This window comes from Mesorhizobium sp. M0166 (assembly GCF_040322255.1).
Classification (GTDB): Bacteria; Pseudomonadota; Alphaproteobacteria; order Rhizobiales; family Rhizobiaceae; genus Mesorhizobium.
Genome location: NZ_JAMYTD010000008.1, coordinates 57,445 through 80,029 on the forward strand (window position 1 = coordinate 57,445; position 22,585 = coordinate 80,029).

Sequence of the window (22,585 nt, forward strand, 5' to 3'; positions counted from 1 at the left end):
CGCCGGTTCACCCCATACGGCCGGTGCTGCCAGCCCAACGACGACCAGCCGAGGTCAAGGCCGCCGCAGGCTGATGGAGGCAATGGATGCAGTCGGCTGCGAATCGAAGCGCCGTATCGAAGGTGCCGGCGATTTCTGGCTGTCGCACCAATCGGACTACAGAAAATTGTCGGTGCGTTTCGACAAAAGGCAGCGTGCGTCGTCTTGATCGCACCAGAGCTGTCATGTTCTTGCACGTTCAACAACCCGCGTTCGACGGCTCGGTTAGACGCCGTTCCGTGGCAAGTCGGCTCCCGCCTGGACAAGCCGCTCCACGACGGCGGCCACCTCCTCTGGAATGGCCGGTATGGTGCCCGACTTCCGCGTCGATCCGAAATCGAGGCCGGCGAAAAAGAGACCTGGAACAGCGCCGACGCCATCCTCGTGGACGGGCTGGCCGGCTGCATCAAGCGCGCCGGCAAGCCGAACCCATGAGAAATCGCCGGTGAAGCCCGTGCACCAGATCACCGACCTGATGCCGCTCGCCGTCCATTCGAGGGAGCGGATCGGCGGATCGGGCAAGCGCGGTTCAATCGTCTCACCCGGATCGTCCTCTGCCGGTGGCGCATCGAGGCCGGTGCGCTCTATGTACTCGTCAACCAGGCGCTTGGCATTCGCCGAAACCTCGTCGGCAAATCGCATATGGTCGTCGAGTTCGTCGCCGAAGACGAGGCTGCCGTTCTCCACGCCCCTGAAGCGGCCGAGCAGCACCACGCCCTGCGCACTCAGCGATTGCAGGCTGATCGTATGGGTCGCGCCGACCAGCGCGCGGGCCTGCAGCTTGCCGGAGGGGAGGACGAGTTCCTTGCGCGGAACGTCGAGAAAACCGGACAGCGTCAACCATTTAAGTATGTTGCCCCCGCGGTAGCGCCGCACCCAACGGCCGTTGCGGCTGGTCGCCAAAAAGACCACACGTCCGGCCAGCGCCAGATCCTCGGCGATCTGGCCGCCCGACTGGCCACTGCCGACCACTAGCACCGCGCCACTCTCGAACTCGGCCGGGTTGCGATAAGCCGAGGAATCGACTTGGCGAATTGCGGTTGGCAAATCAGTCGACCCCGGTGGCCGGACCTGCCGGTTTTGATCGCCAGTAGCGATCACCACATTGCGCGCCAGAAATGCCCTGTCCGTCGTGGTGATGCGAAAGATCCCATCGTCTCTCGTCAGCTCTTGCACCGGAGTTTGGGTGCTTACCGGCAGGCGGTGCCGCTCGACATAGCCTTCGAGGTATGCGACGAACTCGTGGTGGGTTATCGCGCCCCACGGCTCCGGCCCCTCGTAGGAATCACCGGGTAAGATGGAGCGAATGGTGGGCGAATTCAGTCGAAACGAGTTCCACCGCTGCGTTCGCCACGTCTCGCCGATTCGGCCTCGATCGAGCACGCGGTGGTCGCGGCCCTGCCGTTTCAAGAAATAGCTGACGCCGAGCCCCGCCGGACCGGCGCCAATAACGAGGGCGTCAAGAACTTCGCTCATGCTTTCCCCCTGCCAACCATACGTCCACAAGATCGTATGGCTCGGCGTGGGGCAAGAATAGAGTTCCGGCTGGGATTGCGCTATCCGCGCCGGCTCACCCCCAGATTACCAGCCCCGTCAGGCCGACGATGCCGACGACCAGCCGCCACCAGCCGAACAGCGCATAGCCATGGCGCGAGACGTAGTCGAGCAGGAAGCGCACGACGATTAGCGCGGTGACGAAGGCGGCGACGAAGCCGACGGCGATGATGGGCAGGTCGGCGCTGCTCAGTACATTGCGGTTCTTGAACAGATCGAAGGCGAAGGCGCCGACCATCGTCGGGATGGCAAGGAAGAAGGAGAATTCCGCCGCCGCCCGCTTGTCGACGCCGAGCAGCAGCGCGCCGACGATCGTCGAGCCCGAGCGCGACGTGCCGGGGATCAGCGACAAGCACTGAAACAGCCCGATCTGCAGATAAAGCCTGGTCGGGAACCGCTCGACATCGTGGTAATACGGCTTCGGCTTCATGCGATCGACCAGCAGCAGGATGACGCCGCCGATGATCAGCATGATGCAGATCAGCCGCGGCGATTCGAACAGCACCGTCTTGATGAAATCATGCGCCAGCGCGCCTATGATTGCCGCCGGCAGGAATGCGATAAGGATGCCAAGGACGAAATGCCGCGTCAGCCGGTCATAGGGCAGCTCGAGCAGCATTGTCCAGAGACGGCGGAAGTAGACGCTGAGGATCGCCAATATGGCGCCGAGCTGGATCAGGATTTCGAAGGCCTTGCCGGTCGAATGAAAGCCGAGGAAATGGCCGGCGAGCAGGATATGACCGGTCGAAGACACCGGAATAAACTCGGTCAGGCCCTCGAGCATGCCGAGCAGCAGCGCTTCAACGACAGTCTGGCTTTCCATGGCAACCTCGGCGTTGGAGGGAGGGCTTGAGAAAACGGCTTGCTTGTCACGGCGCGGAACTCCCCCTATAGGTCGCAGCACCCTGACAGCCCCTGAATCGGGCGGCCAAGACTTACCGGCGCAGCCGGCGATTTGCCAGTGCGCTCTATTATCGCGGGACCATGCTGACGCTTTTCCACCATCCGATGTTCGCCAGCTGCCGCTTCGTCCGCCTCGCCTTTGGCGAGTATGGCGAGGAACTGGCGCTGATCGAAGAGAAGCCGTGGACGCGGCGCAAGGAGTTCCTGGCGCTGAACCCGGCCGGCACGCTGCCGATCCTGCTTGCCGAAGGCGACGTGCCGATCGTCGGCGCAGCTGTCATTGCCGAATATCTCGACGAGACGCGCGGCGTACTCAAGCGCGACAAGCGGCTGTTCGCCGAGGATCCGATGGAGCGCGCCGAAATCCGCCGGCTAACCGACTGGTACCTCAACAAGGCGGAAAGCGAGGTTACCCGGCATCTGGTGCGCGAACGCGTCCTGAAGCCGGTGATGCCGGAAACGGCAGGCGGTGGCTCGCCCGATTCGGCGGCGATCCGCGCCGCCCGCGCCAATATCCGCCAGCACATGAAATACACCAACTGGCTGGCTGGCACCCGTCATTGGCTGGCCGGCAACAAGGTCACCTATGCCGATCTCGCGGCGGCGGCAGCACTGTCGGTGCTCGACTATCTCGGCGAGATCGACTGGCGCGAACACAGCGCCGCGCGCGAATGGTATACAAGGGTGAAATCACGGCCTTCGTTCCGGCCGCTTCTGTCCGACCGGGTGCGCGGCCTGTCGCCGGTGTCACATTATGCGGACCTCGATTTCTGATACGGCAAAGCTGCGCGCGCTGATCGACCGCGAGGCGCGGAATGCCGGCTTTGACGCCGTTGCCGTCACAACGCCCGATGCGATTCCGCAGGCGCCGGAACGGCTGGCCGAATTCGTTGCCGACGGCTTTCACGGCTCGATGGGCTGGATTGCCGAAACGCTCGAGCGGCGAGGCAAACCGACGACGCTTTGGCCAGAGGTCCGCTCGATCATCGTGCTGGCGATGAATTACGGCCCCGACCACGACCCACGCGAGGTGCTGGCGAAGCGCGACCGCGGCGCGATCTCGGCCTATGCGCAGAACCGCGATTACCATGACGTGATGAAAGGCCGGCTGAAGGAGATCGCCGGCAAGATCGTGGCGCGCGCCGGCGGGGACGTGAAAGTGTTTGTCGACACCGCGCCGGTGATGGAAAAGCCGCTGGCCGAGGCGGCCGGCCTTGGCTGGCAAGGCAAGCACACCAACCTGGTCAGCCGAACGCATGGCTCCTGGCTGTTCCTCGGCACCATCTTCACGACGGCCGAACTGGTGCCGGACGCGCCTGAGGACGATCATTGCGGCTCCTGCCGGGCCTGTCTCGACGCCTGCCCGACGGACGCCTTTCCGGCGCCTTACCGGCTCGATGCGCGGCGCTGCATTTCATACCTCACCATCGAGAACAAAGGACCGATCCCACATGAGTTCCGGGAAAAGATCGGCAACCGTATCTATGGCTGCGACGACTGCCTGGCTGCCTGCCCGTGGAACAAGTTCGCCCAAGCCGCTTCGGAGGCAAAGCTTGCCGCCCGCGCGGACTTGCGCGAACCGCCGCTCGCCGAGCTGCTGCGCCTCGACGACGCTGCCTTCCGCGCGCTTTTTTCGGGCTCGCCGGTCAAGCGCATCGGCCGCGACCGTTTTATCCGCAACGTGCTGATCGCCGCCGGCAATTCCCAGGACTTGTCGCTTGCCGGCGCCGTTCGCGCGCTGCTCGACGACGCCTCGCCCCTGGTTCGCGGAGCCGCGGTATGGGCGCTGTCGCGGCTGGTGCCGCGTCGGGAGTTTGCCGAACGTGCCGCAGCCGCTTTGCAAGCAGAACATGACGAGGCGGTGAGAGGCGAATGGCTTCTGGCCCTGCCAAAGCCTATCGAGGCGCATACATGACCAAACAGCAGATTTTCATCTTCGGCGCCGGTTATTCGGGCAAGGCTTTCGCCCGCGCCAACAAGGATGCCGATACAACGATCTTCGGTACAACACGGTCGCAGGGAAAATTGGCGGCGCTGCGGCAAGCCGGTATCGTGCCGCTGCGTTTCGATGGCACGCTGACCTCCGAAATCGGCGATGCGCTTGGGAAGATAACCCATCTCATCGTCTCGGTCGCGCCGGACGAGGCCGGCGACCCGGTCCTGGGCGCGGCACGCGCGGTGATCGCGGCCAACATGCCGGAGCTCGAATGGATCGCCTATCTCTCCACCGTCGGCGTCTATGGCGACCATGGCGGCAATTGGGTGGACGAGGCCGCCGAATGCCGGCCAGTATCGAAGCGATCAGTGATGAGGGTTGCCGCCGAGCAGGATTGGCTGAAACTGGGCCACGACATCGACCGGCCGGTGGCGATCCTGCGGCTTTCCGGCATTTATGGGCCGGGCCGCAACGCCCTGGTCAATCTCGAAAACGGCACCGCCCGGCGACTGGTCAAGCCGGGCCAGGTGTTCAACCGCATCCATTGCGACGACATTGCCGGCGCTCTCTGGCATCTCGCCGAAGGCAATCGCGGCGGCGTCTTCAACGTCACCGACGACCTGCCGGCGCCGCCGCAGGACGTCGTCGCCTATGCCGCCCGATTGATGGGCATCGAGCCGCCGCCCGAAATTCCGTTCGAGACCGCCCAACTTTCGCCCATGGCGCGGTCCTTCTATGGCGAGAACAAGCGTGTCGCCAACGCGGCGATCAAGGCGGCCGGCTATGGCTTTCGCTTCCCCGACTACCGCTCGGCTCTCGACGCCATGTGGGCGAGTGGCGGCTGGCGCGACGGCGAGGCGCGCAGCCCGATGAAACGGTCATGATCGATACGTAGCGCGGGCCGTGGTATGATGCGGTTCAAATCGCGGAGGGGTCCAGCTTGCAGAAGACGTTAACGCGAGCCTTGCGGGGAAAAACACTGCTGCTGACGGCAGCACTGGCCGTCGCCGGCCTAACGCTTGCCGTGCAGACGGCGAGCGCCGAGCAACGGGCAAAAGACCTGTTCGGCGCCAAAAAGCTGCCGGCACTCGCAGCAGCGCAATCGATCGGCTTTTATTCCAAAGGCTGTTTTTCCGGCGGCGTCGCCCTGCCCATGGACGGCCGGCACTGGGAGGTGATGCGACCGTCGCGCAACCGCCGCTGGGGCCATCCGGCAATGATCGCGCTGATCGAGAAACTGTCGCGCGATGCCGCGGCCGACGGCTGGCCGGGCCTGCTGATCGGCGACATCTCGCAACCGCGCGGCGGACCGATGCTGACCGGCCATGCCTCGCACCAGATCGGCCTCGACGCCGACATCTGGCTGACGCCGATGCCCGACCGCAAGCTTTCGACCGAAGAGCGCGAAAACATCAGCGCTACCTTGATGGTCGATGAAAAGACCCATCTGGTGAAGGACGGGCTGTGGACGCCGATGCATACGCGGCTGTTGAAGCGCGCTGCGAGCTATCCCGAAGTGGAGCGCATCCTGGTCAATCCAGGGATCAAGAAGAAGCTCTGCGACACGGTCAAAGGCGACCGCAGCTGGTTGCGCAAGGTCAGGCCATTCTGGGGCCACGATTACCACTTCCATATTCGCATCGGCTGCCAGCCTCGGTCACCCGACTGCAAGGCGCAGGAAGCGACGGCGCCGGGCGATGGCTGCGACCAGGCGCTGGCCTGGTGGTTCACCGAGGAGCCGTGGCGCCCCAACAAAAATCCGGACAAGCCGAAGGCACGCGACGTGATGACGATGGCGAACCTGCCCAGGCAATGCCAGTTCGTGCTCGACGCGCCGGCTCCGGCCTCGGCGGAAGCAGTCACCTACTATGGCGACGGCGTACCGATCGCGGCCGCACCTGCTCCCGCGGCAGAGCCTTCGCCACCGCCGACGGTCGCAGCCGGCGCGGCAGCGCTTCCAGCCTCGGCGAGCGCCTTTGTGGCGACCCCCGAGATCGGCATTCCGCTGCCGCGGCCACGACCGGGGCACTGATGCGGACAGCGCGTTCGCTGTCTGCATCTGTGCATCTCCACTTCGAAAACCGATTTCTCTTTTTGCGGTCATGCGCTAGTCAACGAGAGACCGGCGATACGCGTCGGGAACGGACGAGAGCATGCCAGGCGTAAGCGACGACGACACTCTGTTGCGATTTCCGATCCTGATCGGCGACATAGGCGGCACCAATGCGCGCTTCTCGATCGTGCTCGACGCGAATTCCGAAGCCGGCGAGCCGACGATCGTGCAGACCGCCAACTTCAATACGATCGACGAGGCGATCCAGTCGGCCGTGCTCGACCGCTCGTCGGTCCGGCCGAATTCAGCTGTGCTGGCGGTAGCCGGTCCTGTCGAAAGCGACGAGATCCCGCTTACCAATTGCCCATGGATCGTCAAGCCGAGACAGATGTTCGCCAGTCTCGGTCTCAGCGACGTCGTGGTGCTCAACGACTTCGAGGCGCAGGCGCTGGCCGTCGTCGCGCTCGGCGACGAGCATATGGAGAAGATCGGCGGTGACGCGCCGGAACCGAATTCCGGGCGGGTGGTGCTCGGCCCGGGAACCGGGCTCGGCGTCGCCGGGCTGGTTTATGCGCTGCATCACTGGATACCGGTGCCCGGCGAGGGCGGCCATATGGATATCGGCCCGCGCTCGCCGCGCGATTTCCAGGTGTTTCCGCATATCGAGAAGCTCGAGGGCCGCATCTCCGGCGAACAGATTCTGTCAGGGCGCGGCCTGGTCAATGCCTACCGGGCGGTGGCCAAGGCGGACGGCAAGCCGTCGCCCTTCACCACGCCCGCCGAGGTCACCGCCGCGGCGCTGGCAAAGAACGATCCGGTGGCCGAAGAGGCGCTGTCGATCTTCGTCACCTGCCTGGGGCGCACCGCCGGCGACCTCGCTCTGGTGTTCATGAGCCGCGGCGGCGTGTTTCTCACCGGCGGCATCGCGCAAAAAATCCTGCCGGCGCTGCGCACCGGCAGTTTCCGCGCCGCCTTCGAGGATAAGGCGCCGCACAGCGCCCTGATGCGCAGCATGCCGGTCTACGTCATCACCCATCCGCTGGCGGCGCTTTTAGGGCTGGCCGCCTATGCCAGAAATCCGTCGCTGTTCGGCGTGCAGACGGCGGGGCGGCGCTGGCGGGTCTAGGACATAAGCTGCGCCGCGACGAAGTTTCGCCGTCCCCGGCCATAGGCAAGCCGCCATTGGGGCGTTAAGAGGTTGCCGAATTGCAGCCCGGCCGAACCGAAACCACAAAGCGCTCCAACTTTGACAATTCCAGCACCAACCAAAGGGAAAGTCCGTCCCAGCGAGATCGTGGCAGTGATCCGCCGCATCATCGCCGAGAACAGCCGCGATTATCGCTGGTACTATGCTCTTGCCGTGCTGTGCCTGGTGACGATCGCGGCAACGACCGCCTTCACAGCCTGGATCATGAAGGATGTCATCGATCAGATATTCTACCAACAGCGCGGCGATCTTATCGCGCTGATCAGCGTGTCGATCCTGGCCGCCTTCATGCTGCGCGGGCTGGCCAGCTACGGCCAGGCAGTGACGCTGGCCAAAATCGGCAACAATCTGGTGGCGCGCTATCAACGCCGCATCTTCGACCACCTGATGAAGCTCGGCGTCAGCTTCTTCAACGACACCCGCTCGGGCCGGCTCGCCGCACAGATCAACGAGAACGTCAACGGCATCCGCGATCTCCTGTCGATGACGCTGACATCGCTGGCGCGCGATGCCGTATCGCTTGTCGCGCTGGTCGGCGTCATGATCTGGCAGGACCCGATGCTCTCGGCGATGTCGCTGCTGATCGGCCCGCCTTTGATCTACAGTGTCACCTATCTGATGCGCCGGGTGCGTCGCATCACCCGTGAATCGGTGCAGATCAACTCGCGGCTGATCGGCGCCATGCAGGAAGCGACGCAAGGCATCGCTATCGTCAAGGCCTTCACCCTGGAAGACGAACTGTCGCGCCGCATCGGCGGCCTCGTCGCGGGCGCCGAGCAGCGGGCAAACAAGATCGCCCGCGTCTCGGAACGGCTGACGCCGATCTCCGAAATGCTGGCCGGCTTCGCCGTCGCCGGCGTCATCGCCTATTCCGGCTACCGGGCGACCGTCGGCGGCCAGCCGCCGGGCGCGGTGTTTGCCTTCATCACCGCCCTGCTGCTTGCCTATGACCCGGCCAGGCGACTGGCGCGTATGCAGGTCGGCATGGAGAAGTCGCTGGTCAATGCGCGCATGATCTACGAGCTTCTCGACCTCGAGCCGCAGCAGGGTGACGTGCCGGGAGCCGCCGAGGCAAAATTCACCTCTGGCGAAGTGCGCTTCAACAATGTGTCCTTCCGCTATGTCGAAGAGGCGCCGGTCCTCCAGGACCTGAGCTTTGTCGCCGCCGCCGGCAAGGTGACCGCGATCGTCGGCGCCACGGGCGCCGGCAAGACGACTCTGGTTGCGCTGCTGCAGCGCTTCTACGACGTCGAGTCGGGCAGCATCGAAATCGACGGCCAGGACATTTCAAAGATCACCAAGCATTCGCTGCGCGGCTCGATCGCCTATGTTTCGCAGCAGCCCTATCTGTTCGAAGGCACCATCCGCGACAACATCCGCTACGGGCGACTGAGCGCGACCGACGCCGAGATTGAACGCGCCGCGCAACAGGCCGCGGCAGACGATTTCATCCGCCAGCAGCCGCAAGGCTACGACACGCCCGTCGGCGAGAACGGCGTGACGCTGTCGGGCGGCCAGCGCCAGCGCGTATCGATTGCACGCGCTATCGTGCGGCAGGCGCCGATCCTGCTGCTCGATGAAGCCACCTCGGCGCTCGACAACGAGGCCGAGGCCCGCGTCCAGGAAGCGCTGACCCATGTCATGGAAGGGCGCACCACCATCGTCATCGCGCACCGGCTGTCGACGGTGGTCAATGCCGACCATATCATCGTGCTGGAGCAGGGCCGGCTGGTCGAACAGGGCACGCATGCCTCGCTGATGGCCGACCCGCGCAGCGTCTATGCGCGGTTCCACCGGGTGCAAGGCAGGAAAGGGCTGGGGCTTGTCGATGACGCCAAGCCAATCCAGACTGCGGCGCAAAATGGTCGCGCGAAAAAGGCGGCCGGGAGACATTCATGAGTGACACGCCGACCGCCAACATCAATGAAACGGAGGAAATGGGCCTGGTGGTGGTGGGTGCGGCCGGCCGTATGGGCCAGGCGCTGATCCGCGCCATCCACACGATACCGGGCGCGCGTGTCGCCGGCGCGATCGAGCGGGCCGGTTCGCCCCATATCGGCAAGGATGCCGGCGAGCTGGCCGGCGTCGGCAGGCTCGAGGTGGCGATCGGCGACGATCCGCTGCCGGCCTTCGCCAAGGCCGACGGCGTGCTCGATTTCACCACGCCGGCAGCGACGGTCGAATTCGCCGGCTATGCCGCGCAGGCGCGCATCGCCCATATCATCGGCACCACCGGCTGCTCGGCCGAAGACAATGCCAAGATCGCGGCGGCGGCGCGGCACGCGACGATCGTCAAGTCAGGCAATATGAGCCTCGGCGTCAATCTGCTGGCGGTGCTGGTTGAGCAGGCCGCGCGCGCGCTCGACGCCGACGATTTCGACATCGAGATCCTGGAAATGCACCACCGGCACAAGGTCGATGCGCCGTCGGGCACTGCGCTGCTGCTCGGCGAAGCCGCCGCTGCCGGGCGCGGCGTAGCACTTGCCGGCAACGATGTTCGCGTGCGCGACGGCCACACCGGCGTGCGCAAGAGCGGCTCGATCGGTTTCGCCAGCTTGCGTGGCGGCTCGGTGGTCGGCGACCACAGTGTGGTGCTGGCCGGTACCGGCGAGCGCATCACGCTTGCCCATCATGCCGAGGACCGAGCGATCTTTGCCCGTGGCGCGGTCAAGGCAGCCCTGTGGGCGCGCGGCCGCAAGCCGGGCCTCTATTCGATGCGGGACGTACTCGGCCTGACAATCTGATCAACAGAATTGGCTGATCCACAAGATTTGATCCACAAAATTTGAAGGAGCAAATATGTCGAGAACTCTCGTGCTCGTGCGCCACGGCCAGAGCGAATGGAACCTGAAGAACCTTTTTACCGGCTGGCGCGACGTCGACCTGACCGAATTGGGCCATGCCGAGGCCAAGCAAGCCGGCGCCAAGCTCAGGGCGCGCGGCATGAAATTCGATATCGCCTTCACGTCGTCGCTGATCCGGGCGCAGAAGACCTGCCAGCATATTCTCGACGCCGTCGGCCAGAGCGACCTCGAGACCATTCGCGACCAGGCGCTGAACGAGCGCGACTATGGCGATCTCTCCGGCCTCAACAAGGATGATGCGCGCAAGAAATGGGGCGAGGAGCAGGTGCATATATGGCGCCGCTCCTACGACGTGGCGCCGCCCGGCGGGGAAAGCCTGAAGGATACCGGCGCGCGCGTCTGGCCCTATTACCTGCACGATCTGCAGCCGTATGTGCTGCGCGGCGGCACCGTGCTGGTGGCGGCGCACGGCAATTCGCTGCGCGCGCTGATCATGGCGCTGGACGGCAAATCGGGCGAGGAGATCGTCAAGCTCGAACTCGGCACCGGCGTGCCGGTCATCTACACGCTCAACGCCGATTCCACGGTGGCATCGAAGGAAGTGCTGGAGGGCTGAAGCGGAGAAGCAACGCGGCTTTCAAAAAAGCGCGTTGACACTCATCCCTCGCCCGCTTAATGAGCGCGCACCAGCCCAGATGGCGGAATTGGTAGACGCGCACGGTTCAGGTCCGTGTTCCGCAAGGAGTGGAGGTTCGAGTCCTCTTCTGGGCACCAAATTCCCGTTTCGAACTTTTTGATGAGGTTCAGAAACCCAAGAAAAAGCCCGGTTTTGCCGGGCTTTTTCTTGTTTCGCGGCCTTTTTTGGGTCCGGTCGGGGGTGTGCTGCCCTTACTGTTAAGCGCGCCGGCTAGCGGCAACAGACATTGCGGACATAATTGTTGCCATAAGTGACGTAGGCGTCGTTGGGGATCGACCCGTTTTCCTTCATCGCCTTGGCTAGGTTCTTAGCGGTATCCTGGGCATAGGTGCCGCGTAGCGTGATGGCGAACCACCCGTTGGTGGCGAGATAACCGACAAGCGGGATTGATGCCGATCGCACATAGGCTTCCGCATCGGCAAGATTGTCGAAGCTCTTGACCTGGATATGACGCTGTCCGAAGGGGCCGCTCTCATACTGGTCGACGTAGACCCAGGTGTCATGCATGTAGCCGACCTGACCGTCTGCACGGACGCGGTACCATCGCTCGACATTACCCAAGATCACGACTGAGCTGCCGTTTCGCACATTGACGAGGGTGGCAGATCTTACCTCAGGGAGCGCCTTTAAAGGCGCCGCGCCCTGGGAGCGGAGAACCCGGCCCGAGCGGGCCTGGGGAATAACAAGTGAAGGATTCGTGGAAGCAGGCGGCAAAGACGCGACAGGGGGTTGTCGCGGCGCTTGCTGGGACGATGGCGTCGAAGATGGTGGCTGGCTTGCGACCGGCGGCCAGCTCGCTTCGGGTTCCAAGGTAACGACCTTGTACTTCGCCATCTCGCTCCTAGAAAGATAACGTATGTCGTCACTGTCATATTGCAGCGAAAGCTGAAGCAGAGCGGGGTCCACGCCCATTTCGATCATGTAGGTGATGATGTCGGCGGTCACCTGCTGAACGCCGGAAACGGCGTCCTTGGTGTTTACGGGAATGTCGCCACTGAATGAGGACCTGTGGACGCCGATGGAACCCGGCTCGGCGTAGCGCACAACGCCACCAAGGAACGCCAGGGAACAGGCCGAAGCACACTCGACAGCCCTGAATTGAGCCGTGCTGAGATGGAGCCTGCGAATAAGGCGGCCAAGCTCCATAGCCTTCTGGATGTTGCCGCCGGGGGACTGGAGGGTGACAGCGACTGATGCATTGGACCGCGCCAATGCCTCGAAAACCGATAGGTCATCCTGATACGAGAAATCACCCGATACGAGTATATACCGGAATCCGGAATCGGTCTGCCCAACTTGAAACTGCAAACCGGCATGGGCCGCCGGAGCTCCCAGCAGCACCGATGCAACACACAACATGACGCGAACGACCAAGGCGCGAGACATGACCCCAAGAACAACCCCAAAACCCAGCCTACCCCCGGTGAACGCGACTGTCGAATCTTCGATGCAGATCTGGTGCTAGCAACTTTAAGCCCATGCTTTGGTCGCGACCGGCAGGGGAGCGCCGTCATCTCTTTTCGAGGCATCAGGGCAATCTTCCAATGTGGCCGTCTCAATTGTCCACCTATCCTACAGAAACTGCGGCACACTTTTGGCGCAGCTGCGTACACCAACCGCCGAACCCTATGGTGTAATTTTTCATCGAGTAGTCCTCTTCTGGGCACCAGATTCCAGTTTCGAACTTCTGATAACGTTCAGAGCCCAAGAAAAAGCCCGGTTTTGCCGGGCTTTTTTGTTGGTGATGTCCTAGACTAGGCTGTCCGATAAGATATCCAATAATTATCCCTCCGGGTTAGGCAGCGATCTGTCGTTGCGGCAGCGCGCCAGCGGAAGGATTTGGCCCGAGATCACTCTGGTGATCTTTTGCTGCTTGGCGTTGGTCGCGACGGTCATGCACGCACATCCGTAGCCGTGGCCCGAACCAGGCACATTGGTCTCGACGAATTGTCGCTCGTCAAAGGCCGGCACATTGTCGATGCCTTTGGGATCCGGCCGTCCCTGCATCTGGATCCACCAATCCCCGTCACTGTCGGCCAGGACGAGGTTGCCTGGTGTCGGGCTGGAGTACCAGCCACAACGACGCTCGGCATGGGCGGCAGCAGGCAAGGACATGATGGTCAGGCCGAAACACATAGCGAACAATGGCCGCATGGAGAATCTTTACCTCCCTTGAGCAAAGCAGGTCATGCCGCCGATAATCTGCGTTGGCGCCGGTAACGAGTCGGCATGATTTTGTGTGCCTTATGGCCTCAACTTCGTGTCCACATTTTCTTCGATCAATCCGCAATGAAGCGTCACAGGCTTCCTTTGGACATCGCTTAGTGGACCGTCGATGAAATCGCAGCTGAGCAGATTGTCCGGACTGCTCTTGCGCGCCGACGCAACGTTGACGTTGACCTCGGGAGGGCCGGCAAGCCAGTCGAGACGCTTCGTGTCGACCTTTGTGCCGCTGATGCGGGCGTGGCCCGCTGTGCCCGCTATTTCGATCTCTTCGTCCTGCGGCGTGAGATCGATCTGGCCGACTTCGTTGGCGTGCTTCTCGGCGCCCCGCTTCGGATCGCCGTAATAGGAGGCGAGGACAACGATCGCTTCCTTTTTAGCCGCGAGCTTGGCGGCTGCTTTTTTGGACAGCGTGACGTTGACGTCGAAGCCAAGGTCGCCCTGCGCTGTCGCCGGCACAGCACATGCCAACAGCGCAGATGCTGCAATCGTTACTGCGGGCAGTGATCTATAGCGTTTCACAATCCACCTCCTTTAGCCCCTCACGCAATGCCGATACCCCGCATCCTTTCGTGCCTGGCTCCGGCATCGCGCTCGCCGCCGGCTTCATCATTCAGTTTCCTCGTGATGCAACATTCAGAGCAACGCGCGACAGTTGAGGATCTGCTGGAGGCAGATTCAAACGCTTCAATCTGTCGGCGGTTTCCTGCTCGATGTGCAGCCCCCAATCGGAAAAGAACCGGGTCAGGTCCTGATTTGCGACCGTGCTGGCACGCAGGATGAAGGTTTGTACCTTGACCGTATCCTGCTCATTGGCATCATCCAGTGGATGCTCGCGATAATATCGGTGAAGCTTCGGATAGAAATCCTCGCCGAGACCCCGGCGCAATTGATCGAACATGACCAGCCGCGCCCAAAGCTCATCGTCGTCATCCGCGTTGACACGCATCTGTTTTTCATTGTCGAAATCGCGCGTCTTCCGCGCCAGATATCGCGCCGCCAGATCCAGCGGCGTCTTGCCGGTAGAGTCGTCGCGCTCTTTCAGGCGGGACGGATGGCCAAAATGTGCTTGGGCATTGAGCGAATAGATATTGACCGTGGTTTCTACGATCTCGCCCCAGGTCCAATCTTGCTGCTGGTACATATGGCCGGTTTCATGCCAGATCGACCACGCTTGCCGCAGCTTATTCACGTCCAGCAAATCACCCATGTTGCTGCCGGGGACACCCATAAAATAGTTGCCTGCGTACATGTATACGCCGTCGTCGAAGACCTTCGCCGGTGTCACCGTGTCCTGCTGATAGTGCGTGCGCAAACGGGAAGGCCGATGAAGTTTGGAGGAACCGTCGAGGCCGGATAGCGCATCGTACCAGCCTAGAATTTGCTCGAGTGTGTCGAGAATTTCCGCGGGGTCGTCCTGAGGCGCCCTCATATAGACTTTGCGGGTCGCGGTAATGGCAACACGCTCGCTTATCATCTCGACGAATGGCGCACCGGGCATGTCGGTGAGCATTTTACGCCAGCCTTCGAAGCTTGTTTTTCCCTTGACGTAGAGGGGGATCGAACTGCCGCCGCGCACGATGGCCACGTCGATCGGAGGCGGAGCCGCACTGAAGCCGCTGTCGACGTAGCGGAAATAGATCAGCCCGTCGCGCTTCGCCGTGAAATCGGTGCGCCCTTGCTTGGCAATGACCAATTGCGGGTCATCCTGGGGTCTTTCGTCATAGAAGCTGTTCATCGGGCCGATCATGATCATCAAGCCGTCCGGGGAACGCGGCAGGCCTTCGGCCGTAACCGATACTGCCTCTCCCTTTTTCACGAACACACCGCTTGGCTGATCGTCCATCAGCTTCGTGCGTCTCAGCCTATTGGCCTCGGGTGTGGCTGCAGGCATTGGGGCGAGGCGATAGCGTTTGTTCAGATTGTCGAATTCCGACACCGCTGCCGACGCCGCTGCCGGTTGGTCGCCATTGCCGGCCGGATAAAGCAACCACTGGGCATTATCGTCCAGGCTGGCGTCATAGACGATGATCCGAGCGTTGTCCGCACGTTCATTGGCCCTGACGTTGAGCGTCGTGCCGCTGTCATTCAGCTCGACGCCATAGCTGTTCAGATGCGGCTTGAAGCGCCACCCTCCGGCGGGCTGTTCATTCTCGAGGACGACACTCGTGTCCCCGTTTTCGTCTTCGTCGCCGCCGGCAAGATACGTCCCGTATCGTAGAGACCGGATCTGATAGGTTGCGCCGTTCGTTTCCCCGGTCGCCCTGGTGATGGTCCACAGCTGCGCGGGACCATCCTTGGGTTTGCGAGCGGACTGACCAAGCACGACCTCGCCATGCCCGTCTTCAAAGGCGGTGAGCGCTTTGTAGGAATGCTTCGCGACGATGTAATAGTCCCCTTCGGGGATCTCAGCGGCACTTGCGACCGCAACAATTGCCGCCAGCAACAGCCCAGCTATCAAGTGCACTGCAGATACGATGAAGGTCTTCATCCCGGCACCGAGGTGTCAATTCGCGGCCGGAACGGGACAACTCATCGGATCGCCCTGCTTGCCGCATTTCAGGTAACCCTCGAAGGCTTTGACCCGGGATTGCGCCAGGCTGTCCATGCACTGCGCGGTGAGCATCGGCATTACGCTTCCTCCGGCCGCTCCTGAAGTCTGGAAACTGCACTCGGCGTCGCGAAATTTGTCCCAATCCCGTTGAGCTTGGACAAGAAGCTTCCTGGTATCCGCATCGTCCTTCAGGCGGGCTTCGATCTGCTTGTAAAGCTCATTGAGCTTCTTGTCGGATTTCTTGAACGCCGCATCGGCGCACGCATTCAGCGAGGCCTGATCCTTGGCGGCGTCGTAGCACTTGTCCTGGGCAAAGGCGAAAGTCGGCATGGCCAGAACCACGGCAGCAGTCAGAATTGCGGTTTTCATCGATTTCCCTTTCCCGATTATCTGGTTTTCATTGGATCAGCTTTGCCACCTTCGGCGACCATGACGCTGCCGAGCGTTCCTAAGCCGGTCAGCCTGCCGCCTTCCTTGACCGTGACTTTGCCGGAGGCCTCCCCGTCAACGACAAGCAATCCCGAGACGGAAATGTCACCGGTCAAAGAGCCGGTCACGCGCAACTGCGCCCCTGACGCGACTTCCGTCACGCCGGAATAGTTGTTCTTGCCGCTCAGCGTCAGCTTGCCGCCGGCGACAACGAGGCCGCCGCTCATGCCGCCGGCGTCATCAAAGTCCGCTATGGTTCCATCAAATTGCCCGTTGGCTTCTGTCAGGATCAGTCTGCCCGCACCCAGATAGACATTGCCTTTACCGCTAAGGTTGCGAATGGCCGTATCGTTCATGGAGTGCGCCACTCCCCAGGGCTTCAGGTGGTTTCCTTTCTGATCGATGTTGAGCACACCGTCGACCATGACGCGCGAGGAATGCTCAATGCTGCCCGGCCCGGCCAGAGTAAGATACCCATCGGCCGCGATATGGGTTGTGCCGGTGTAGGTATTGGCCCCGGTCAAGCGCACGTCGGCGTCCTTCTCGATCGTGAAGTCGCCGGCGCCGGAGATGATGCCGGCCAGTCCGAGCCATCCTTTGCTTCCAGCAGCGCTGGTCGCGCGATTCAGCTGCACTTGATCCTCGGCAGCCGCGTCTGTCGTGAAGTTAGCAGCGCTGACAAAATAGGGTGAATATGCGGTCGTTCTGTTTTCCAGATCATACATTACGGAGTTGGACTGAAAGAAGGGTATGCCGACAGTAACTCCATTGCCGTCACCCTCATTGCTTTGGCGATCGATAACGATGTCGCTGTATTCATTGTTGTTGAAACTATCTTCAAATCCCAAAAACTTAAAATTGCTTATAGTTGAATTATATTCATTAAGCTCGAATCCTCTCGATCGAAGCTTAGTTAAAACTTCTTCTGAGGTAATGGAGACAAAGGTCGACGTTCCTGTATCCAATAAAACAGGCCCACTGAAATCAACCGATTGCTTCTTTCCCTTATGATCAAAAGAAATTGTATAACGGTAAGACCCTTCTAACTCATTGGATGCGTTCGCGCCTGATCGTGGAAATTTCCTCTGAGCGTCTTTGTAGTCCAGCTTGCCCCACGGGGTCAGGGCCGTGAACTGAGACCTCAGACTGGGGGACAAATTCAGCGTTAGGCAGGGAACGCAGCCCGGTGTGGTCTTCTTTTTTCCAAGATTTGCATTGGCGGAGACCACATAGCCGCTTTGGGTTTGACTGCCGGGGGCAGTGGTCTGGTCTCCTGCAAAGATAAAATCGCCAGCTCCAAAGATGCCGTAAAACGTCGTCGAACCACCGGGTTCGCCTTTCTGCATGCTCTCGCGAGCATTAAGATCCGCATAGACCGGCGTATCGCCATGGTAGCCCACGGGCTTTTGCGTCAATTTCAAATCCTCGAGGTCGCCGAAACCCTTGGTGTAGACGTAATCCACCACCCGAGCAGCGCCAAAGCCGCCATCGAGGGTTACGACAGGCTTTGAGGGATCATCCGGATCGTAATAGGACAGGCTGTCGAAACGGACCTGTTGTACCCAATCGCCATAGGTGCCGTCTCCATAGGGGTACATTTCAGGCTTGCTGCCGGGCACCGGCTTTATGCCGGGGACACTCGAATCGATCTCCGCGTTGAACTCATCCGACCCGGTGTCGAATTCGTACAGACGAGGCTTGGCACCATTGATGCCCACCACGATCCCGAGTTTGTGATAGATGACTTCATCACTGTCGGTTCCGTAGTCCCTGACATGTTGCAATGGAACGGGTATCGGGTCGGCAGCCTGGGCAAGGCCGGTCTGGCCGTTCTCATCGGCCACGGCAGGTACGGCAGGTGGTGTGTTCGCTGCCGGAACGGGGCAGCTCGGATCGCCTTCCTGGCATTTCAGGTAGCCCTCGAAGTCTTTGACACGGGATTGCGTCAGGCTGTCCATGCACTGGGCGATGAGCATTGGCACCACGCTTCCTCCAGCCGCTCCCGCGGTCTGGAAACCGCACTCGGCGTCGCGAAATTTGACCCAATCGCGCTGTGCCTGAACAAGAAGCGTCCTGGTATCCGCATCGTCCTTCAGGCGGGCTTCGATCTGCTGGTAAAGCTCGTTCAGCTTGTCGTCGGATTTCCTGGACGCGGCATCGGCGCACGCGTTCGGGGCGGCCTGATCCTTGGCGGCGCACTTGTCCTGGGCAAATGCTAAACCTGGCATGGCCAGAACCATGGCAGCGGTCAGCATCGCGGGTTTCATCGATTGTCCTCCGTTTAGAGTTACCGGCACGGTCGGCCGCTAGTTGGCATCGTCATCGTCCGATCCGTCAGCGTCGTCGGTACTGCCATCCGACGCATCGTCATTCGTGCTATCGTCGTCGGTGTCGGTGCTGTCTTGATCATCATCACCGGCCGTTGAGTCTTCATCGTCGTTCTGATCGGTCGAATCATCCTGATCATCGGAATTATTGTCGTCGGTATTGTCATCCGAGCTATCGTCGTCGGTGTTGTTGTCGTCATCACCATCATCGTCATTCTGATCGCTCGAATCGCCCTGATCATTGGAACTGTCGTCGTCGGTGCTGTCGTCCGAGCTATCGCCATCGGTGTCCGCGTTGTTATCGTCGGAATCGTCATCAGCATCGGGAGGAGTTACGTCTGGACTGGCGTCGCCGGGCAGCGAGTCGTCTTCGCGATAGCTTGTGTCTTCGAGGCTTGTCTCCATCTCGTCGTCGTACTGATCGACGATCTGCGTCCACTCCTCATGGTTATCGACGCTCGTCCATTGCGAGATATTGTTGACCGAGATGTTGGTATTGAAGTTGTTGACGGTGATGTTGGTATTGACCTCGACGACATCTGCGGCTTCTGTTCCGCGGTTCACGCCAAACAGAAAACTGGTAGCGCTCACGGCAAGAGCGGCCCAAACGAGTCGGTCGACATCGGTCGGCGTCGAAATCGGTTGATGCCGCACTGTGGCAAGCACGTCACCCGGCCGGATGCCTTGCCGCGCGGCAACGCCATGGGGTGCAACGGCCAAGACATACACCCCGCGAAGCTTGGGCGGTATCTGGTAGCGGTGCCGAGAGGCGTGGTTGATGGGTATCAAAACCGCGTTAAGAGCCCGGGAAACATAGGGTTTCGGCAGATCATATTTGCTGGCATACGCAATATTGATCGTCTGCGGGACAGCTACGCTGACGACAGCCACCATTTTCACTGAAGTTGCCAACGCGCGGGCGAACTGCACGATCAGTCTGGATTTTCGAAGAGCGAGCATTTTTCTACATCCTTCCGCAGGCGCCGGTGGCTAGAACAAGACGTCGAGCTTGGGTTGAAGCCGTTCTCGTGGACACCCGAACTGGCCCCGATAGGAGACGCCCAAGGCTGCGGTCTCAGTCATGTCGAGATCGAGGCCCGCTTTTCTGATCGTCGTGAAGGGCTGAACCCTGTTGCGGGAAATGAACACCGGCCTTCCTTCCTCTATCGACATCAGTCGTTAATGGCGATGATCCTGATCGTCTGCTGTTCGCAGGCTTGGTTGCTGCAAATGCCGCTGAACCAGATTTCTCCATCGCCGATGGAAACGCCCTGCCAGTTCGCAAAAAGCGTCGCGTAGGTTTGCTTGGTCACAGCACCCTTCACCTTCGGGGTGATAATCTGGTCGTAATCGGTCAAGAACTGCTTCTGATCCTTGATCTTCAGGGCCTTTCCCTTGATGCGGGCCTGGAACGGATAGGCGACCAATGCGGCAACGGTCGCCTTGTCATCGGAACCGACCGCTTTTTTCAACTTGTCGAAGAAGGTCTGGTACGGAGCATGACTTCCGAACAGCGTGTCCAGGTTGCCGTTCACCTCCGCAGCCGATTGCGCGGACGCTGATCCGGTGCTGATTGCTGAGATCATCCCCAACGCAAAGAGAAAAGCGTGTCTTCTGGCCATTGTTCGAATCTCCTCGATGTGTGAACCCTTGACGGTCATGCAGTCCTTGATCAGTTTCTGCTGATCCATGCCTTTTCGATGCCATTTGCTACGCCGGCGCCACCGCGGCGATCGCCAGCGATCATCACCGTCATTCCGTAACTTCGTCGGCAAAACACTTTGCCAGGTCTTGCGGCGCTCCGAGTTTCTTTGCCCAGGATACGAGTTCAGGCTTTTCCGATGGGTCGGCATAGCCGCCCCATACGTCGCGAAACTGCTTCTTTCCGTTGACTGTCTGGAAGAACATCACGCCGTCATCGCTCACCGGCGTGGAGACGTAGGCGGCACTCCAACTGCCGCTCTCCATGATCGTGATGAACTTCGCCTGAGCGGGCTTGAACTTTTTGTCCAACGCCGAGACGACGAGAGGGGCATACTCCTGCTTGCGCGCCTTCGTCACTTCGACCTTTACACCGTCACAGGCGCTATTCGTGGCGAAAGCGGACGTCAGCGTCATTCCCAGCCCCGCAAGGCCGACCATGACGATTTTGGCAGGCCGACGGATGAGACCGTTCAATTCAGACATGAGTGGCTATCCTCTTCCTTGTTCGTTGCAGGGCCATCAATCGGAATCGTCATCTTCTGGCGCATCGACCTCGCAGCCGATGCCGCGGCAGCCTTGGTAGTTGCCTTGGGTATCGAAGTTGGGATTGCCTTCCTTGTCGTACTGCGGTCTGTCGTCGATGCTTTGATCCCCGTCATCAGGATCGTCGACTTTACATCCGAGCCCATGGCAACCGATGTAACGGCCCCTGGTATCGAAGTTGGGATTGCCGTTCCTGTCGAACTGCGGCCGGTCGTCTACCTTCCGGCTCCCCTTATGGGACCGATCAACCAGGCAACCCCTTCCCCGGCAACCATCGTAGTCGTCGGTGGTACAACCGGAGATCGCCATCAAAGCAGTGGCCAGGGTCGCATAGATTACGAATTTCATGGTTCATTCCTCCGACTGCCTGGCGGCTGGGGGATCGTTCGTATCCGAAAACTATTGCAGGCGGCGGTCCCCGCTCTTATCGGCCGCCGCGAAGTCCTTCATCACCCGGTTCATGAATTCGTCCCGACTGACACGGCCGTTCCCGTTCGCATCGGTTGCTGCGAACTGATCGGCGTTCAGGACGTCGGCGGTTTCGGCTTGGCTGAGAGCGCCGTTATTATCGGCGTCCAGCTTTTCGAAGGCCCTGGTCATGAAGGCCTGATACTCCTGTCGGTTCACCGCGCCGTTGTCATCGGTATCAAGTTGGTCTTGGTGACCCTCGTACATGGACTGCTGTGCCGTGGCCGCGCCGGCGCAAAGCAGGAGCAAGGAAACTGTGGTCGCGATTATGGATTTCATTGTCTTGTCCCTTTCTTCTCGTCTCAGCCGCAGGCAAGACGATTGCCGAGGTAGCCACCACCGCCGATGCCAATCGCGGAACCGATCACACGTCCGGTTCCACCACCAATGGTGCTGCCGATCAGGCCGCCCACGATCGCGCCACCGACAGTACCGGCGATGCAGCCGAACTCGCTGTTGCGCGCCTGAACTTCCGGGTTGGATGACGACTGGCACGCCGTAAGCGCGAAAGTGCCCGCGAGCACGATTGCCAAGGTTGATTTCCTCATCGCTCTTTCCTGATCTGATTGCTGATTGGTGCCATCCGCGGAGGACAGAGCTTCGCCGGCCTCGAAAGAGCCAGACCGTGGCCATGCATTCGAAGACTTAGTCGCTGGCTGTCGTGATCTCTTACGTCGAGGGGAAACGCTCCCCACGGGGGGCCGCATTAGCGAATATCGATTTCCCTCTCCATGCTTCGCGCCCGTCCGCCCAAGCATGCCAGCAACCAACTAACGCGGCTGCTGTTGCCAGAAAGTTGCATCCGAAGTCGGCGTATGGCAAGGAAAAATTGCAGTATCGCGGGTTGAATTTCGCAAATGCTTAATAATTAAGAACCAATGCCGGCTATCTTAGCGGATACTGAAATCCGCTTCACAGCAATGAACCAGCACAGAAAATCGACTTTATTCCATTGGCTGTATGTTGTTACAAGTAATATACCACGTTGTTATGCATTTACGCAGATCGAAAAAAGCCAATGGCGAAATCGCTTCTTATACGATTGCCTGTATCCTGATCTATTGTCGGTATCTTTTTTTGACCGAGCCCATCCGGCTGCGCAGGTCGAAAGAAACGTTGCTCACTTATTCGAGTTTTTTCAACG

General features: G+C 60.7%; 22 protein-coding genes and 1 tRNA gene. 9 read left to right on the plus strand and 14 right to left on the minus strand.

Going from position 1 to position 22,585, the window contains the following annotated elements; translation table 11 throughout:
• Positions 1-264: 264 nt before the first annotated feature.
• Positions 265-1,515 (minus strand): flavin-containing monooxygenase, encoded by a 1,251-nt coding sequence (locus NKJ46_RS12215; RefSeq protein WP_352665200.1) that lies wholly within the window; start codon positions 1,513-1,515, stop codon positions 265-267.
• Between the two features lie 94 nt (positions 1,516-1,609).
• Positions 1,610-2,416 carry an undecaprenyl-diphosphate phosphatase gene (locus NKJ46_RS12220; protein WP_352665201.1) on the minus strand — a complete coding sequence of 269 codons (807 nt, stop codon included), beginning with the start codon at positions 2,414-2,416 and terminating at the stop codon, positions 1,610-1,612.
• A gap of 161 nt (positions 2,417-2,577) precedes the next feature.
• Here NKJ46_RS12220 and NKJ46_RS12225 point away from each other — a divergent pair, with 161 nt between their 5' ends.
• The 9 genes from NKJ46_RS12225 (at position 2,578) to NKJ46_RS12265 (ending at position 11,270) form a co-directional block, all read left to right on the plus strand.
• Positions 2,578-3,270, plus strand: coding sequence for a glutathione S-transferase family protein (locus tag NKJ46_RS12225; protein ID WP_352665202.1), 693 nt, complete (start codon positions 2,578-2,580; stop codon positions 3,268-3,270).
• Positions 3,251-4,411, plus strand: coding sequence for a tRNA epoxyqueuosine(34) reductase QueG (gene queG, locus NKJ46_RS12230; protein ID WP_352665204.1), 1,161 nt, complete (start codon positions 3,251-3,253; stop codon positions 4,409-4,411). Before NKJ46_RS12225 ends, queG begins: the two co-directional genes overlap by 20 nt.
• The gene (locus NKJ46_RS12235) at positions 4,408-5,316 is read left to right on the plus strand and encodes an SDR family oxidoreductase (protein ID WP_352665205.1); all 909 of its coding nucleotides are present in this window, start codon (positions 4,408-4,410) and stop codon (positions 5,314-5,316) included. The genes queG and NKJ46_RS12235 overlap by 4 nt, the downstream gene beginning before the upstream one ends.
• Before the next feature lie 56 nt (positions 5,317-5,372).
• Positions 5,373-6,464, plus strand: a complete 1,092-nt coding sequence (mepA, locus tag NKJ46_RS12240; protein ID WP_352665206.1) for a penicillin-insensitive murein endopeptidase — start codon at positions 5,373-5,375, stop codon at positions 6,462-6,464.
• Between the two features lie 121 nt (positions 6,465-6,585).
• A complete protein-coding gene (locus NKJ46_RS12245; protein ID WP_352491215.1) occupies positions 6,586-7,611 on the plus strand; it encodes a glucokinase in 1,026 nt (341 codons plus the stop codon).
• Positions 7,612-7,731: 120 nt separating this feature from the next.
• A complete protein-coding gene (locus NKJ46_RS12250; RefSeq protein WP_502903394.1) occupies positions 7,732-9,591 on the plus strand; it encodes an ABC transporter ATP-binding protein in 1,860 nt (619 codons plus the stop codon).
• Positions 9,588-10,436 (plus strand): 4-hydroxy-tetrahydrodipicolinate reductase, encoded by an 849-nt coding sequence (gene dapB / locus NKJ46_RS12255; protein WP_502903395.1) that lies wholly within the window; start codon positions 9,588-9,590, stop codon positions 10,434-10,436. The genes NKJ46_RS12250 and dapB overlap by 4 nt, the downstream gene beginning before the upstream one ends.
• Positions 10,437-10,491: 55 nt before the next feature.
• Positions 10,492-11,112, plus strand: a complete 621-nt coding sequence (locus NKJ46_RS12260) for a 2,3-bisphosphoglycerate-dependent phosphoglycerate mutase (RefSeq protein ID WP_352665208.1) — start codon at positions 10,492-10,494, stop codon at positions 11,110-11,112.
• Between the two features lie 73 nt (positions 11,113-11,185).
• A tRNA-Leu gene (locus tag NKJ46_RS12265) sits at positions 11,186-11,270 on the plus strand.
• Between the two features lie 133 nt (positions 11,271-11,403).
• Here the strand turns inward: NKJ46_RS12265 and NKJ46_RS12270 are convergent.
• From NKJ46_RS12270 to NKJ46_RS12325, 12 genes are all read right to left on the minus strand, one after another.
• The gene (locus tag NKJ46_RS12270) at positions 11,404-12,579 is read right to left on the minus strand and encodes a COG3904 family protein (RefSeq protein WP_352665209.1); all 1,176 of its coding nucleotides are present in this window, start codon (positions 12,577-12,579) and stop codon (positions 11,404-11,406) included.
• Between the two features lie 396 nt (positions 12,580-12,975).
• Complete coding sequence (locus tag NKJ46_RS12275; protein WP_352665210.1) at positions 12,976-13,329, minus strand: DUF4087 domain-containing protein; 354 nt, start codon at positions 13,327-13,329, stop codon at positions 12,976-12,978.
• Positions 13,330-13,437: 108 nt separating this feature from the next.
• Positions 13,438-13,938, minus strand: coding sequence for a hypothetical protein (locus tag NKJ46_RS12280; RefSeq protein WP_352665211.1), 501 nt, complete (start codon positions 13,936-13,938; stop codon positions 13,438-13,440).
• Positions 13,939-14,029: 91 nt separating this feature from the next.
• Entirely contained in the window at positions 14,030-15,907 is a 1,878-nt protein-coding gene (locus NKJ46_RS12285; RefSeq protein WP_352665212.1) for a M60 family metallopeptidase, read from the minus strand.
• A 15-nt stretch (positions 15,908-15,922) separates the two neighbouring features.
• Positions 15,923-16,339 carry a lysozyme inhibitor LprI family protein gene (locus tag NKJ46_RS12290; protein WP_023718799.1) on the minus strand — a complete coding sequence of 139 codons (417 nt, stop codon included), beginning with the start codon at positions 16,337-16,339 and terminating at the stop codon, positions 15,923-15,925.
• Between the two features lie 17 nt (positions 16,340-16,356).
• Entirely contained in the window at positions 16,357-18,666 is a 2,310-nt protein-coding gene (locus tag NKJ46_RS12295; RefSeq protein ID WP_352665213.1) for a lysozyme inhibitor LprI family protein, read from the minus strand.
• Positions 18,667-18,705: 39 nt separating this feature from the next.
• Positions 18,706-19,686, minus strand: coding sequence for a PDZ domain-containing protein (locus NKJ46_RS12300; protein ID WP_352665214.1), 981 nt, complete (start codon positions 19,684-19,686; stop codon positions 18,706-18,708).
• Positions 19,687-19,898: 212 nt separating this feature from the next.
• Complete coding sequence (locus NKJ46_RS12305; protein WP_352665215.1) at positions 19,899-20,417, minus strand: hypothetical protein; 519 nt, start codon at positions 20,415-20,417, stop codon at positions 19,899-19,901.
• 61 nt (positions 20,418-20,478) lie between these two features.
• Positions 20,479-20,913 (minus strand): hypothetical protein, encoded by a 435-nt coding sequence (locus NKJ46_RS12310; RefSeq protein ID WP_352665216.1) that lies wholly within the window; start codon positions 20,911-20,913, stop codon positions 20,479-20,481.
• A 36-nt stretch (positions 20,914-20,949) separates the two neighbouring features.
• On the minus strand, positions 20,950-21,321 hold the full coding sequence (locus tag NKJ46_RS12315; RefSeq protein WP_352665217.1) for a hypothetical protein: 372 nt from the start codon (positions 21,319-21,321) through the stop codon (positions 20,950-20,952).
• A gap of 51 nt (positions 21,322-21,372) precedes the next feature.
• On the minus strand, positions 21,373-21,720 hold the full coding sequence (locus NKJ46_RS12320; protein WP_352665219.1) for an EF-hand domain-containing protein: 348 nt from the start codon (positions 21,718-21,720) through the stop codon (positions 21,373-21,375).
• Positions 21,721-21,743: 23 nt separating this feature from the next.
• Entirely contained in the window at positions 21,744-21,989 is a 246-nt protein-coding gene (locus NKJ46_RS12325; protein ID WP_292658193.1) for a YMGG-like glycine zipper-containing protein, read from the minus strand.
• Positions 21,990-22,585: the final 596 nt, after the last annotated feature.